At 39.3% G+C, this 14,603-nt stretch carries 17 protein-coding genes; all 17 read right to left on the minus strand.

The window, feature by feature from the left end; translation table 11 throughout:
* Positions 1-999: 999 nt before the first annotated feature.
* On the minus strand, positions 1,000-1,311 hold the full coding sequence (locus RT761_RS13540) for a hypothetical protein (RefSeq protein ID WP_218111950.1): 312 nt from the start codon (positions 1,309-1,311) through the stop codon (positions 1,000-1,002).
* A gap of 376 nt (positions 1,312-1,687) precedes the next feature.
* Positions 1,688-2,977: a homoserine dehydrogenase gene (locus RT761_RS13545; protein ID WP_218111951.1), complete on the minus strand. Its 1,290-nt coding sequence runs from the start codon at positions 2,975-2,977 to the stop codon at positions 1,688-1,690.
* 41 nt (positions 2,978-3,018) lie between these two features.
* Entirely contained in the window at positions 3,019-3,759 is a 741-nt protein-coding gene (locus tag RT761_RS13550) for an amino acid ABC transporter ATP-binding protein (RefSeq protein ID WP_218111952.1), read from the minus strand.
* Positions 3,752-4,408, minus strand: coding sequence for an ectoine/hydroxyectoine ABC transporter permease subunit EhuC (ehuC, locus tag RT761_RS13555; RefSeq protein WP_218111953.1), 657 nt, complete (start codon positions 4,406-4,408; stop codon positions 3,752-3,754). The genes RT761_RS13550 and ehuC overlap by 8 nt, the downstream gene beginning before the upstream one ends.
* Before the next feature lie 292 nt (positions 4,409-4,700).
* Positions 4,701-5,474, minus strand: coding sequence for a basic amino acid ABC transporter substrate-binding protein (locus RT761_RS13560; protein ID WP_218111954.1), 774 nt, complete (start codon positions 5,472-5,474; stop codon positions 4,701-4,703).
* Positions 5,475-5,551: 77 nt separating this feature from the next.
* A complete protein-coding gene (gene dnaB / locus RT761_RS13565; RefSeq protein ID WP_218113427.1) occupies positions 5,552-6,904 on the minus strand; it encodes a replicative DNA helicase in 1,353 nt (450 codons plus the stop codon).
* A complete protein-coding gene (rplI, locus tag RT761_RS13570) occupies positions 6,898-7,386 on the minus strand; it encodes a 50S ribosomal protein L9 (protein WP_218111955.1) in 489 nt (162 codons plus the stop codon). Before rplI ends, dnaB begins: the two co-directional genes overlap by 7 nt.
* 79 nt (positions 7,387-7,465) lie before the next feature.
* Complete coding sequence (locus RT761_RS13575) at positions 7,466-8,374, minus strand: YybS family protein (protein WP_218111956.1); 909 nt, start codon at positions 8,372-8,374, stop codon at positions 7,466-7,468.
* A gap of 20 nt (positions 8,375-8,394) precedes the next feature.
* Positions 8,395-8,640 (minus strand): 30S ribosomal protein S18, encoded by a 246-nt coding sequence (gene rpsR, locus RT761_RS13580; protein WP_218111957.1) that lies wholly within the window; start codon positions 8,638-8,640, stop codon positions 8,395-8,397.
* Between the two features lie 35 nt (positions 8,641-8,675).
* Complete coding sequence (locus RT761_RS13585; protein WP_218111958.1) at positions 8,676-8,978, minus strand: single-stranded DNA-binding protein; 303 nt, start codon at positions 8,976-8,978, stop codon at positions 8,676-8,678.
* Between the two features lie 7 nt (positions 8,979-8,985).
* Positions 8,986-9,399, minus strand: a complete 414-nt coding sequence (rpsF, locus tag RT761_RS13590; RefSeq protein WP_218111959.1) for a 30S ribosomal protein S6 — start codon at positions 9,397-9,399, stop codon at positions 8,986-8,988.
* 114 nt (positions 9,400-9,513) lie between these two features.
* Positions 9,514-10,770: an adenosylhomocysteinase gene (gene ahcY, locus RT761_RS13595; protein WP_218111960.1), complete on the minus strand. Its 1,257-nt coding sequence runs from the start codon at positions 10,768-10,770 to the stop codon at positions 9,514-9,516.
* Positions 10,771-10,782: 12 nt separating this feature from the next.
* The gene (gene metK, locus RT761_RS13600) at positions 10,783-11,979 is read right to left on the minus strand and encodes a methionine adenosyltransferase (protein ID WP_218111961.1); all 1,197 of its coding nucleotides are present in this window, start codon (positions 11,977-11,979) and stop codon (positions 10,783-10,785) included.
* Between the two features lie 194 nt (positions 11,980-12,173).
* A complete protein-coding gene (rsfS, locus tag RT761_RS13605) occupies positions 12,174-12,548 on the minus strand; it encodes a ribosome silencing factor (RefSeq protein ID WP_218111962.1) in 375 nt (124 codons plus the stop codon).
* On the minus strand, positions 12,538-13,443 hold the full coding sequence (locus RT761_RS13610; protein WP_218111963.1) for an LCP family protein: 906 nt from the start codon (positions 13,441-13,443) through the stop codon (positions 12,538-12,540). Before RT761_RS13610 ends, rsfS begins: the two co-directional genes overlap by 11 nt.
* Positions 13,412-14,005: a bis(5'-nucleosyl)-tetraphosphatase (symmetrical) YqeK gene (gene yqeK / locus RT761_RS13615; protein ID WP_218111964.1), complete on the minus strand. Its 594-nt coding sequence runs from the start codon at positions 14,003-14,005 to the stop codon at positions 13,412-13,414. The genes RT761_RS13610 and yqeK overlap by 32 nt, the downstream gene beginning before the upstream one ends.
* Positions 13,998-14,585, minus strand: a complete 588-nt coding sequence (gene nadD / locus RT761_RS13620; RefSeq protein ID WP_218111965.1) for a nicotinate-nucleotide adenylyltransferase — start codon at positions 14,583-14,585, stop codon at positions 13,998-14,000. Before nadD ends, yqeK begins: the two co-directional genes overlap by 8 nt.
* Positions 14,586-14,603 lie beyond the last annotated feature (18 nt).

Genomic DNA, 14,603 nt, shown 5'->3' on the forward strand with positions numbered 1-14,603 from the left:
GAGTGTGAAACGGGAGAGCCATTTCCCTTTTTTTCCTCGCCCCCTCACTCCCTTAGTATTTAAAGCCGTGAGGATCTCTCTTTTATCTTTCCGCCTCTCCCTTTGACTCAAGAGGATTACTGCAATTCCTCCTCAATGAGGGAATGAATTCAACAATTCTCCTCCTTGGAGGGGTGCCGCTTCGCGCGGGGGGGTGTGCCTTTAATTTGTCATCCCGAGCGGTTCTTTCCCGCGTGAGGATCTCATCTGACACCACCAGTGTCATCCTGAGGCTTCGTTTTTCGAAGCCGTGAGGATCTCATCTTTTATATTTTTTTAAAAATACTTTATAGGATGAAATTCTTATAATGTCCGGCAAAAAACACCGGACTCCTCAGAATAACCAAATTATTTAAATAGAGATTGCCACGTCGCACAAGACGCTCCTCGCAATCAGGCTGTGTCATAATTATTCTATAAATTTTTTACCACCACTTAGGTTAATATTTTACAGGAATATTGGGAATAGATAACCAAAAAATTGAAGATAAATAGAACGATTCCTCCACTTTCAAGCTCTTCTTGGTGTATGAAAGGGATTGTGACACAGTCTGAATGACGGAACAGTAAAAAACTCAAATCCCCCTATCCCCCTTTTCTAAAGGGGGAATTTGATCGGTATAAAGTTATTTTCATCATCTACTGGGGCTTTTCAATATAAAATAAGTTGTCATTGCGAGACCTGGTTTTCTGAGGTCGTGGCAATCTCATGATTCATCTTTTATTATTCATAGGATTGAGAAATTATGGAATTGTGGAATCGAAGTGAATGAGATTCATAAAATGACCGGCAAAAAACACCAGATTCCTCATAATGACGAATTGGCTAAATGAGATTGCATCATCACTGCTTTCTACATAATAACAATTTAAATTATGTGTTTTTTCCGAATCAATTTTTAATACAAAGTGGTATAGTGGTTTACAAATCAATATTGAGGTGTGGGGAGAACCGAATTTTTAATTCTTAAAAGGGTCGATTTCTTTGATCAAACGATAGGGTTTGGTAATGATACGGAAAGGAATGTCTTTCATAAACTTTATAAGGTCTTTTTCATATTCTTCAGTAATTCGGCGCGGTTTAGTTAACACTCGATTGACTAAGTCTTCTCCATAACAAGCCATAAGCTTATTTTGGTCAAATCCAATTTCAATGCCACACTCTTGACAAACAATTGATGAAATCATTCCTCTGTGGTAATGTACAACGTGTTCACAATCTTTTTGACAGCGAACACAATGTAAGATAGTTTTCATTTCTTCTGGTTCCACCTTAACACCTCCCCTCTCCTGGGTAGTATCCTGATCAGTGCTTTCCCGCGTGAGGATCTGATCTTTTGTTTCTTTCTAAATAAACATTTGAAATGATGAGATTCTCACGTCGTCCGATAAAAGACACCGGACTCCTCAAAATGACGAATTGGCTAAATGAGATTGCCACGTCGTCTAACCAAAAGGCGGTTGGACTTCTCTTAATGACGGTTTGAGAAATGGATTTTCACCCTCATCCCAACCTTCTCCCATCAAGGGAGAAGGAGTTAAAAAACCAAAATGAGAGCTGATTGTAGTCATAAATCCTACAGAATCCTTAGATAGTAACCTCTCACTGCGCTCTTTGGGATAAACTTTGAAGAAAACACTTTGTTGCTTAGGATTCTCCGTCTTCCACACGGATAGCATAGACGTCTTTGACTACATCGAGATTTTGAATACTTTGAATGGCTTTTTGTATATTTCTTTCTTGAATTCGATGGGTTAAAAAATAAATATTAGTTAGTTTGCCCGGAGTGCTAACCGGTTGTTTGACTGCTGAGAGACTGACCCCTGAATTCCCAAACTCGCTGGCAATTTTTCCCAATACTCCAGGAACATCCAAAGCTAAAACTCGAACACAATTTTGAGAAATCAAGCTCTCCATAGGAAGAACAGTTAAATCTCTCATACATGTACATCCCACCCTTCCTCTGGCTTCATATTTAATATTCCGGATTGCATCGATAATATCCCCAACCATGGCACTTCCGGTTGCATCACCACCAGCACCAGGGCCCCGAAATGTCAAATCGCGAGTCCGGGAACGGACATAAATGGCATTCTCTACTCCAAACACCGTTGAGAGAGGATGAGAAAGCGGGAGGAGAACTGGTTGAACCCGAAGTTCGATGTCTTCTCCAATTCGCCGGGCAATTGCCAATAACTTAATTGTATATCCTAACTCTCGGGCGTATTCGATATCATCAGTCAAAATACGGGTGATTCCTTCCCGATATACCTTTTCAACATCTACCCGCCCATGAAAACATAAAGTTGCCAAGATGGCAATTTTGTAAGTTGAATCGTATCCTTCTACATCATTGGTTGGTATTGGCTCAGCAAATCCTTTTCTTTTTGCATCTTCCAAGGCTTTTTCAAATGAAGTCTTTCTGAGAGACATTTCAGATAGAATATAGTTCGTTGTTCCATTGACTATCCCGATAACCTCCAAGATGTCGTCACCGAGCAGTTGTTCTTTAAGGGTATGGATTATGGGTATCCCGCCTCCGACCGCGCCCTCGAAATAAACATCGGTTTCATTCTCTGCAGACAGCTGAAATAACTCTCGACCTTTTTTCGCAATAAGCTCCTTATTGGGAGTGATAACTGTCTTTCCCCGGGCTAAAGCTTGCGAAACATAATCAAAGGCAGGATCTATTCCACCCATTGCTTCGACGACGATTTCTATTTCAGGGTCATCAATCACTTCTGATGGATCGCTGCTTTTAATATCCGGTGGAACCACCATAGGTCGACCAATCATCCACTCTTTATCAACAATTTTAACGACTTTTACCCCAACTCCCAGTTCTTTTTCGATTTCTTCTTTTTGATTCCAAAGGGCTTTTACGGTACCCATTCCCACCGTTCCAAATCCAATGACTCCAACTTTTATCTGTCTCATGTCTCTCCCTCTAATTTTTTTAGTTAGAAAGAATATCTCCTCTAAACATTAATAATTTTACCCAAGAAATCCCGTAATCGAGGATTCTTCGGATTATAAAAAATATCTTCCGGTTTCCCATCCTCAATAATTCTCCCCTCATCAATATATACCACCCGATCAGCAACTTCTCGTGCAAATCCCATTTCATGAGTTACAACCACCATAGTCATTCCCTCTAATGCCAATTCTTTCATGACATCTAAAACATCATTGACAGTTTCCGGGTCTAAAGCTGAAGTTGGCTCATCAAACATCATTACTCGGGGATTCATTGCCAACGCCCGAGCAATTGCAACTCTTTGTTGTTGACCACCGGAAAGCTGTATGGGAAAAGATTCTGCTTTTTCTTCTAAACCAACTTTTTCCAATAAACGAAAAGATGCTTTTTCAGATTCTGCTTTGGACATTCTCTTCACTTTCTGGAGAGCCAGAGTAATATTACTTAAAACTGTCATGTGAGGGAAAAGATTAAAATTCTGGAATATCATTCCAATAGATTGCCGAACAATATTTATATTAACTTTATTATCGGTAATTGCCACTCCGTTGATAATTATTTCACCACTATGTATCGTTTCGATACCATTTAAACAACGCAGAAAGGTACTTTTTCCCGAACCGGATGCACCAATTATGGAAACTACTTCACCAAAAGGAACTCGGATATCAATATTCTTTAACACATGATTGGTATTAAAAAATTTATTTAATCCATTTACCTCAATAGCCCACCTACTCACCGTAACGCAACCTCTTCTCAGAATATTTCACAATTCTTGATATGGTGTAAGTCATGACAAAGTAAAAAAGAGCGACTCCCGACCAGATTTCAAAAGATTTAAAGGTTCGAGTGATAATAATCTGCCCCGAACGGGTTAATTCAGCAATCGCAATGGTTGAAACCAAAGATGAATCCTTCAATAATGCGATGAATTCATTTCCCAACGCTGGCAAAATCCGAACTAATGATTGAGGAAGAATAACATATCTCATAGCCTGCCAGTAAGTGAGACCCAAAGACCGAGCTGCTTCCATTTGGCCTTTGGCAATCGATTCGATACCACCCCGAACAATTTCACCGATATAGGCACCGCTGTTAATTCCCATTGCTATCATACCTGCGATAAAAGGATCTAAATTTAAACCTAAGGCGGGCAAGCCAAAATAAACAATAAAAATCTGAACTAATAAAGGAGTTCCTCGAATAAGTTCGATATATAAACTCGAAATAGTACGGAACACAACATTTGGCCAAACCCGTGCCAAGCCGGTTACAAACCCAATTACCAAACCCATAGCGATTGATAAAACTGTAATCCTTAAAGTAACCGATGCTCCATAAAGTAAGGCAGGAATAGCTCTAACAAGTGCTGATAGGTCAAATTGCAACCATGGTGCCTCCTTTCGCTCCGAACATTTCTGATCGTGGTTTGAACCCCACTTGGGAAACGTTTTTTATGCTCATTATTGATAATACTTAATTTATAAATTTAAGCTTAAACTTCATCCATTTTCTGGCAACAACATTAAAAAAACCTACTCTCTTTTTTCTTTATTCACATCAAAATGCCAAAAGGCTTCCAGACCATTTTTTTAATCTATACATTTCAAAACACGGAAAAAATGGGCGCTATGAATTAGCGCCCATTCATTATTTTTTATGAAAACTATTTAAACTCCCCTAATTTCCCGTAGTAACAAACCACTTGTCATGAATTACCTGATATTTGCCTGATTCTTTTAATTTAGCCAATGCCTCATTGATGGCTGCTAATAATTCGGTTTCACCTTTACGCATCGTTATCCCGTAAATATCTTCTCCTTCTTTGAAAGTCGCAGCAACTTTCATATTAGGAAGAAGCGTCATCCGGAATGATACCTCAGAATAATCATTAACGACGGCATCGGCTCTTTTATTCATAACTTCCATGTAGGCTTTATCGGTGGTATCAAAACGTTTAATTTCTTTTACACCTTCAATTTCGCTTACTGCAAAATCTCCAGTTGTACCAATTTGAACAGCGATTACTTTCCCAACTAAATCTTCCGGCCCTTTTATTGAGTCATCATCTTTTCGAACTGCAATCGCTTGAGATGTTTGATAATAAGGATCGCTCATGTCTTTGGATTTTAATCGTTCTTCGGTAATTGAAGTCGAAGACATGATGATATCAAACTTTTTCGAATCCAAAGCTGGAAAAATCCCATCCCATGCTGTATCAATAAACTCCGCTTTGACTCCCAACTCTTCGGCAATTGCATTACCAAGGTCAATATCAAAACCAATCATATTTCCTTCTTCATCGTGAAATTCCATCGGTGGATAAGTCGCATCAGTCCCAATAATGATCGTCCCCCGTTCTTTTATCTCATCCAGGGTCGATGCCGAAGCCAACGAACTCAGACCTATCATTCCAACCATAATGACTAAAAATATTACTAAGTGTTTTTTCAAATGAATCCCTCCCAATTTTTGAAAATAATATCATTGATAAGAATTTTATGTCAATGAAAAGATAACTGCCAAATACTTTATTCTTCTCCCCCCGAATTATAGGTTCGGCGTGATAGGCTTTCAAATTTCGTAAAAGCACTTCTGAAAAGAAGCTCTACAGCGCCAACCGGACCGTTTCTTTGTTTGGCCACAATAACTTCAGCAATATTTTTTTTACTCTGGGTGTTGGGATTATAATACTCCTCCCGATAAATAAACATAACCAAGTCGGCATCCTGTTCAATTGCACCACTTTCACGCAGGTCGGAAAGCTGAGGTCGTTTGGGGTTTCTCTGCTCCACTGCCCTGCTTAATTGAGAAACCGCAACAACTGGTACATCAAGTTCCCGAGCCATAGCTTTTAATGACCGGGAAATTTCCGAAATTTCTTGTTGGCGATTCTCGGTTCGGATATGACCACTCATCAACTGTAAATAGTCAACGAAGACCAAACCCAAGTTTTTTTCTACTTTTAGCCTCCTTGCTTTTGCTCGCAACTCAAGAACGGTAATCCCCGGAGTATCGTCAATATATATCGAAGCGTTTGCCAACCGTCCAGCAGCTGAAGCTAAAACCGGCCAGTCTTTCTCGTTAATCTGCCCTCTTCTTACTCGAGATGCATCAATTCCAGCCTCTCCACAAAGCATTCTTTGGGCTATGTGATCTCGTGACATTTCAAGGCTGAAGAATGCTACTGGTATTTTTTTATTAATACCCACATGTTGAGCTATGTTCAGACAAAAACTGGTTTTACCCATTCCAGGTCTAGCTGCAATAACTATGAGTTCGGAAGGATGAAACCCGGCTGTCATGTTATCCAAATCAACAAAACCGGTTGAAATACCAGTTATATGTTCATCGCGGTGATAAAGGTCCTCAATACGATCAAAAGCCTCGTTGATAACCGTTTTTAGAGCAACAAAATCGCTTTTTATCCGGCTTTGCGATAACTGCAAAATCATATGCTGCGAACGATCGAGTAATTCGGTGGCGTCGATTTGACTTTCATAACTTTCTTTAATTATCTGGGTACAAATTTGAATTATAAGACGAACAATAGCTTTTTCTTCAACGATGTGTGCATAATATTCAACATTTGCTGCAGTTGGAACCAAATTGGTTAAAAGTGATAAATACTCAAGACCTCCAACCGTTTCCAGTTGATTTTTTGCTCTGAGCTTTTCAGCCAGGGTAACAATATCACAGGCTTTATCATCTTCAAACAGCTCAGTTATTGCAGAAAAAATGATCCGATGATTATCGTAATAATAATCTTCCGGCTGAAGAATTTCCAATGTTTTTAGAAGAGCATTCCTCTCCAGTAACATTGAACCCAAGGTTGCCTGTTCAGCTTCAAGGCTTTGGGGAGGTACCCTTTCTATACTCAGGATTCTTTCACCTCTTTTGCATCATCCGGTTGAACACTTTCTTCAGGGACAATCTGAACTTGCACTGATCCATAAATGCCTTTCCCAAAATGGAGTTTAACTTCGGTTTCACCAATATCTTTGATTGGTTCTGGAAGATCAATAAACTTCCGATCCAATTCTAATTGCAGTTCTTCTCCAATTTTATCAGCTATTTCTTTTGAAGTTACCGAACCGTAAAGTTTTCCCTTTTCTCCAGCTTTTCTTATAAATTCAAGATGTAATCCATCTACCTTTTTCTGAAGTTGACGAATAGCGTCTAATTCTTTTTCTTCTCTTTGTTTTCTCTTGCGTTTCAAAACATCAATTTGAGTTAAACTCCCCTTGGTCGCTTTAATTGCCAATTTTTTTGGAAGGAGATAATTTCTAGCGTATCCTTCTTTTACCTCGATAACATCGCCTTCGTCACCGAGGTTCTCTACCTTTTGTAAAAGTATAAGTTGCATAGTATCACTCCTTTTCAACAATGAAACCTCTTTCCTCAAACTTACTAGTCCAACACAGCAAGAGGATTGAACTATTGAATTATCCCTTTGGTGAGCTCATTTTTCTAAAATCAAACCAGGTATCAAGAACTCCTAACCAGCTTAAAATTGTACTCAATATTGGTTGAAATACCACGAATAAAAGTATTATAATTTTTACACCGCGAGATTGAATATAGCGACTCAGAAAATAATATACAATGGCAACTCCCTGAACGATAAATAGAGATTGGGTTACAATCTGTAAGTTAAGACCTATTCTTCCGTATATGGTTTCCCCACCAAACAAGACAAACACCCAGCTCAGGACAAACATCCAAAAAACCGAAACCGGGAATTTCCAGTTTCGAAAAGCTGGATATTCAGGAAAAGGGATTCCTATTTTCTTCCCTACCCATGACCCCAAAAAGAAATTAATTGTTGTATCAAGTATGGAAGCTACTACCAATATTGCTGGGAGAGCAAGGTTTATTAAGGTAATTACTTGCTGAAAATTTTCCTCTCCAAACTCTCCGAAAATTTGAGAAGTCCTTTGGAAAGCTTCCTCCATGATTTGAAGGTTCTCAATAATCGGGTTGATTCCGGTGATGAGGAGTGCAAAACCGATTAATGCAATCTTGGATAAAAGCGATACCAAACTGCCAAAACCTATTACTTCAAAGAAAGAATATTTCTTTTTTATCGCATATCCTAAAAAAATCCCAATCAGAGTATAACTAATACAGATAAGAGCTGGAATTAAACCGGTAAAAGCGACTAAAAGAGTTGCTACACCAGCGGCTAAAGCACCAGTTCTTAAATCCCAGCGAACTACCAAAAACAATACCGGCAATGGACAAAAAAAGCTTAAAAAGAAACCAAATAACGGCAGATAAACACTCGATAAATACAAAACAACTGTTAAGGCAGCTAAAAAAGCTCCCTCAACAGTGGGTCTAAGTTTCCTCATTTTTTTCGATCGAGTCGAATTTAGTCAAGTGAATAGGGAAGCAAACCAATTTCCCGAGCTCTTTTGATAGCTATTGAAAGTTCCCGTTGATGCCTTGCGCAAACGCTGGTCACTCTTTTTGGGATAATCTTCCCTCTCTCACTAATAAATCGGCCTAAACGATTAATATCCTTATAATCAATTGGACCTTTTTCTACACAGAAAATACAATTTTTCTTCCGTGAACGCCTAAAAAATCTTTTTCCTGAATCTCGCTCAGTTCTCATCAGTATCTAACCTCTCTTAGCATTTTAATTTCTTATTATTGTTGAAGCCGAAAAATATCTTTAAGAATCACTTCAACTGTCGTTCTTTTCTGAGCACCCATTTCGCCAAAGGTGCGTATTTGTAATGATCCCTCACAATAAACCCAGCATCCTTTTTCAATTGACTGGTTGCAATAGAGGGCTTGATCATTCCAAGCAATAATCGGAAACACATCATATTCTTCTGCTTTACCGGTCGAGCTTGGATTTTCTCTGATCACTTCGACAGAAAAAGAACATATTGGAGAACCACTCGGTACATAACGAAGCTCTGGCTTATTGGTTACTTTGCCTATCAAAATGATCCTATTCAGATGGAGTTTGTACATCGTTGCTTTCAGGATCAGAGGCTTCTAATCCATCAGGTTGTGGCTCGGGACTGGCTGTATCTTCAGTCGTTTCCACCGGTTTTTTTTCTTTTGCAGCAGTCTTTTTCTTTTCATCCTTTACCAGGATATGGCGCAGAACTGAATCGATAAATTGAATAGTTCTAACCAGTTCCTTGACTGATTGGGGAGAAAGGGAAAAGTTGAGAAAAACATAAATTCCTTCAGTTTGTTTGTTGATGGGATGAGCGAGACGTCTCTTTCCCCATACATTGGTCTCGGTACACTCTCCTCCGAGCTCTGTTATCCGAGACTTTACATTTTCAACTACCTGATTCACTTCTTCTTCGTTCAAAGTTGAACGAAGAACCATTCCTAACTCGTATTGATTCATTTCATGTCCTCCCTTCGGTCGTTTGGTTTCATCATCTTGAAGATGAAACAGGGAAAAAATTCTTCATTTAATAAAAAAATTTAACTTCTGGATGATTGACTTTTATCGGATAACTTAAGTTCCTTCCTCCCAAGAAGCTAAATATTTCTTTTGACGAGGAGTGAGTTCCTCAATTTTAATCGACAAAGAAGAAAGTTTTAAATGAGCAACGTTCATATCGATATCATCGGGAACTTTATACACTTGATTTTCAAGCGAAGATGCCTGTTCTTTTAAAAATTTTACCGACAAAGCTTGGTTGGCAAAACTCATATCCATAACTGTTGGGGGATGGCCTTCGGCACAAGCCAGATTCACCAGCCGTCCTTCTGCTAAAAAGAAGAGTTTTTTTCCGTTAGATAAAGTAAACTCTTCAACCAATGGTTGGGCTTCCCTCCGGTTGACGCTCACCGATTCTAAATCATCTCGATCTATTTCAACATTAAAATGACCTGAGTTGCATAGAATTGTCCCATCATTCATTTGGAGAAAATGCTCCTTCCGAATGACAGAAATATTTCCAGTCACTGTTATAAAAAGATCCCCCCAAGCTGCGGCATCTAACATAGACATTACTTCATATCCGTCCATCAATGCCTCCAAAGCTTTTACCGGGTTAATCTCGACTATCCCGACTCTCGCACCCATTCCACGAGCTCGCATGGCAATACCTCTTCCACACCATCCATATCCGACTACCACAACTTTTTTCCCACTTAATAGAATATGAGTAGCTCGTAGAATTCCTTCTAAAGTACTTTGGCCGGTTCCGTACCGGTTATCAAAGAGATGTTTAGTATCAGCATCATTGACGGCAATCACTGGATATCGCAACTGCCCTGCCTTTGCCATGCTTTTTAAACGGACGACACCAGTGGTTGTTTCTTCCGTTCCACCGATAACCTGGGAAATCCGAGAACCACCTTTTTGATGAAGAGTTGACACTAAATCCGCTCCATCATCCATCGTAATCTGAGGGTTTCTTTCTAAAACTTCGTCAATATGTTGATAATAGGTTTCACGATCTTCACCGCATATGGCAAAGACGTTTATTCCAAAATCTTTCACCAATGAGGCAGCAACTTCATCCTGAGTACTGAGGGGATTGGAAGCACAAAGGGCAACATTAGCTCCACCTTCTTTTAAGGTGATCATGAGAACGGCTGTTTCTGAAGTCACGTGCAAGCAAGCTGCAATCTGTACTCCCTCCAAGGGCTTGTCTTTCTTCCATTGAGCTGCAATTCCTGATAGGACCGGCATCTCACGGCGAACCCACTCAATTTTTTTCTTTCCTGCCGGTGCAAGTTCGATATCTTTAATATGATGATCCATCTTATTCTCCTCTTACATCCCGGCTAAATCCTGGATGATCTCAACCTTATCAGTCTGTTCCCAGGTAAAATCGGGATCATTTCTGCCAAAATGACCGTAAGCAGCAGTTTTCTTGTAGATTGGTCTTCGAAGACGAAGGTCGCGAATAATTGCCCCTGGTCTTAGATCAAAGGTCTTCTTTATAATATCTAAAATCTCTTCATCGGTAATCCTACCAGTTCCAAAAGTTTCCACTGAAATTGAAACCGGTTTCGCCACACCGATGGCATAAGCAACCTGTATTTCACATCTATCGGCCAATCCAGCAGCGACAATATTTTTCGCTACATAACGAGCAGCATAACTGGCTGAACGGTCAACTTTAGTTGGATCTTTGCCGGAGAAACACCCGCCGCCATGACGACCGATTCCTCCATAAGTATCAACGATTATTTTTCTTCCGGTTAATCCTGTATCTCCTTGAGGTCCTCCGATAACAAAACGACCGGTTGGATTAATCAAAAAACGAGTTTGACTGTTGATATATTCAGCCGGAATCACCGGACGAATAACTTCTTCTACCAGATTTGTTTCGATAGTTTGATGGTTAATATCGGGATGGTGCTGAGCAGCAATAATTATCGTATCGATATTCCGAGGGATTCCATCAACATAATTTACTGTCACTTGAGTCTTTCCGTCAGGACGAAGGTAAGTAAATATTCCTTTCTTTCTGACTTCGGCTAAACGGTAAGCCAGTCGATGTGCCATTGCGATTGGAAATGGGAGCATCTCGATAGTTTCATTGGTAGCATATCCAAACATTAACCCCTGATCGCCAGCGCCCAGAGAAAGGTCTTCGTCTTCGGTTGTTTCACCCAATTTTGATTCGAGACTTTTATTAACTCCTAAGGCAATATCAGGTGATTGTTCATCAATGGCAGTAAGAACCGAACAGGTTGCATAATCAAATCCAAATTTGGCTCGCGTATAACCAATTTCACGAATAGTTTCTCTTGCCACTCGTGGAATATCGACATAACATGAGGTACTAATTTGACCTGCAATCATGACCATTCCTGTTGCTACTAAAGTCTCGACTGCAACACGACCTTGAGCATCTTGTTCGTAAATAGCATCCAGGACGGCATCCGAAATTTGATCTGCCATTTTATCGGGATGGCCTTCGGTTACTGATTCCGACGTTATTTGATATTTTTTTCCTGGCATTTCTTGACCTCCCTTACCATACCAACTTCATTTTTTCTTTAGCTATTTTATAAATTCGTATTCTTCCGCTGTCTCAACAGCATTTTTTACAATTTTAATAAAAAAAACTTTCTTTGTACTTTTTTACTTAGGGATTAAACTTAAAATAAGATGAGAACCCGAAGCTGTAAAATAACATATTCTCCAGCACAATGTCAATCTATTTCGTTAAACTTATTAACCTGCAATTCTTTTGAATAAACCAAAAGGGCATTTCTCCATAACTTTTCCAACTGATAATATTGTCTCTCTTCCTCTCGAAAAATATGAACAATAACGTCACCGTAATCCATAAGAATCCATTCGCCAGCATCGAATCCCTCAATATGAAAAGGTTGAACTGAGTAAGAGTCCAAGGTCTTTTTTATTTCCTCAGCAATGGCTTTGGTTTGAATAAAGGTCGCTGCACTTCCAATGATCCAATAATCAGCTACAGGAAATACATTTCTCAGATCAAGAACGACAACATCCTGCATTTTCTTTTCATCAGCAACTTCCAAAACGATTAAACATTTTTCCTTAGGATTCATTCAGCTGTTCCTCGACTTTTTCTTCTTTGAGAAAGAATTCGGCAATCAACTCTTTTGTTGTATCTAAATCTGGTTCCCAATAACTTACTCCTTCTATATAGGTAGCTTCTCCTGGCATCATATCAGTTATCATCACTCTTTCATTTAAGTCCTTAAACCAAAGGCCCAGGTTAATGAGTTCCTCATTGGAAAAATTGGTAACTAAAGCATGCCTGAGCTCTTGGATAATTTGGGGCATTTTCGGAAGGTTTAAGGGATTATCAATCTCATTAAACAAAGCCTGAAGAAAATTTTGTTGCCTTTTGATTCGACCAATATCTCCTAACCTATCATTACGAAACCGAACATATTGTAAGGCTTTATCCCCTTTCAGGCGCTGTTTACCTGCAGAAATATCAATTACCAAATCCTGGGCTCGATCAATGTATTTCATATCACTTTCTACGTCAATTTCTACTCCACCCAATAGGTCAATAACCTTTTCAAATCCTTGATAATTGATCTCCACTGTATATGGAACAGGAATGTTTAAGTTTTTTTCAATAGTTTCCTTGAGAAGCTGGATCCCGCCCTTGGCATAAGAATGGTTGACTTTATCATAACCATTGCCCGGCACTTCAATGCGGGTATCGCGCGGAATAGAAAATAAAAGGATTTCTTCACTCTTGGTGTTTAGACAAAGTAAAATAATGGTATCACTTCGTAAAGGCTTAATACTATCTTGCCCAACAATTAAAATAGTGGTATTTTCTGGTGGAGCATAACCCATAACTGTTTGCACCAATTTATTCCGAACATTATGATTATTGAGACCAAAAAAAAGGATTCCGCCTATAATAAATCCAATGATTAAATACAAATATTTATAGCTTTTCTTTCTTCTGCGTTTTATCATTCGTTTCCTCTAAGTATATTCCAATAATTTTGTTCCAAGCTTCCATGCTAGCTGGATAAATAATCTTTTTTGTTGCAAGTAAATAATTCACTTTCATTTCTATGGCTTTTATAAAAGCTGCTTGAAGTCCTCTTTGCAAGGCTTCTCGAATTGTATCACTTTCTTTGAATCGACGTCCACTTTCGGATAAATCGGCTACAAAAAGTATTTTATCAAAATTACTCATATCTTCACAGGCAGTTGCATGCCAGCAAACAGCTCGAAGTATCGAATAGTCGGTAATATCGAACTGGCTAGCAAGAAATCGGGGACCCGCAAAAGCATGAAATATAGCTGGAATAGAATATCCAATTGGAAGAAAAAAGGGCGGGAGATATTGGACCATCTCCTTACAAGAAAGAGCTCTTGCTGAATCATGGAGAAGACCTGCAATATAAGACTTTTCAGGATCTTCACCAAAATGAACAGCTAAATTCCTGGCTTCTTCGGCTACTCGAACTGAATGATTGAAACGTGAAGGAGAAATCATGCTTTTTAGTTGTTTAGTAATTAACTCATTCATTGACATAAAGCCCGTTTTTTTTAATATAGTTTTCAACAGCCTCGGGAACCAAATATTTAATTGATTCTCCCTTTTTAACCCGTCGCCGAATCTCTGATGAGGCAATAGCCAGAGCAGAGACCTCTATCATTTTCACCTTTTGCCGATATTTCTCTTCCATGCTCACCATTTTATAACCAGGTCGAGTTGCCGCTACAAAGGTACATAACCGGAAAAGCTCTTCAGGGTTGTTCCAGCTTGAAATCTGCGCAAAAGCGTCGGCTCCAGTTATAAAGAAGATTTCACTGTCATCTCCCCAAAATTCACGAAAATATCGCAAAGTATCAACGGCATAAGAAGGTCCAACTCGTTCCAACTCTACTCGGGAAACTCGAAAATAGGGATTAGTAATCGTCGCCAGCACCACCATTAAATAGCGATGTTCAGGGTTGGTTATCACCTGTCCAACTTTATGGGGTGGCCGTGCCGAGGGAACAAAAACTACCTCGTCTAAATGAAAATAATCTCTCACTTCTTCAGCGGTTACTAAATGTCCTAAATGGATCGGATCAAAAGTGCCACCCATAATACCTTTTTTCATAGAAACTATCTCTCCTTG

The organism is Atribacter laminatus (genome assembly GCF_015775515.1).
Lineage (GTDB): Bacteria > Atribacterota > Atribacteria > Atribacterales > Atribacteraceae > Atribacter > Atribacter laminatus.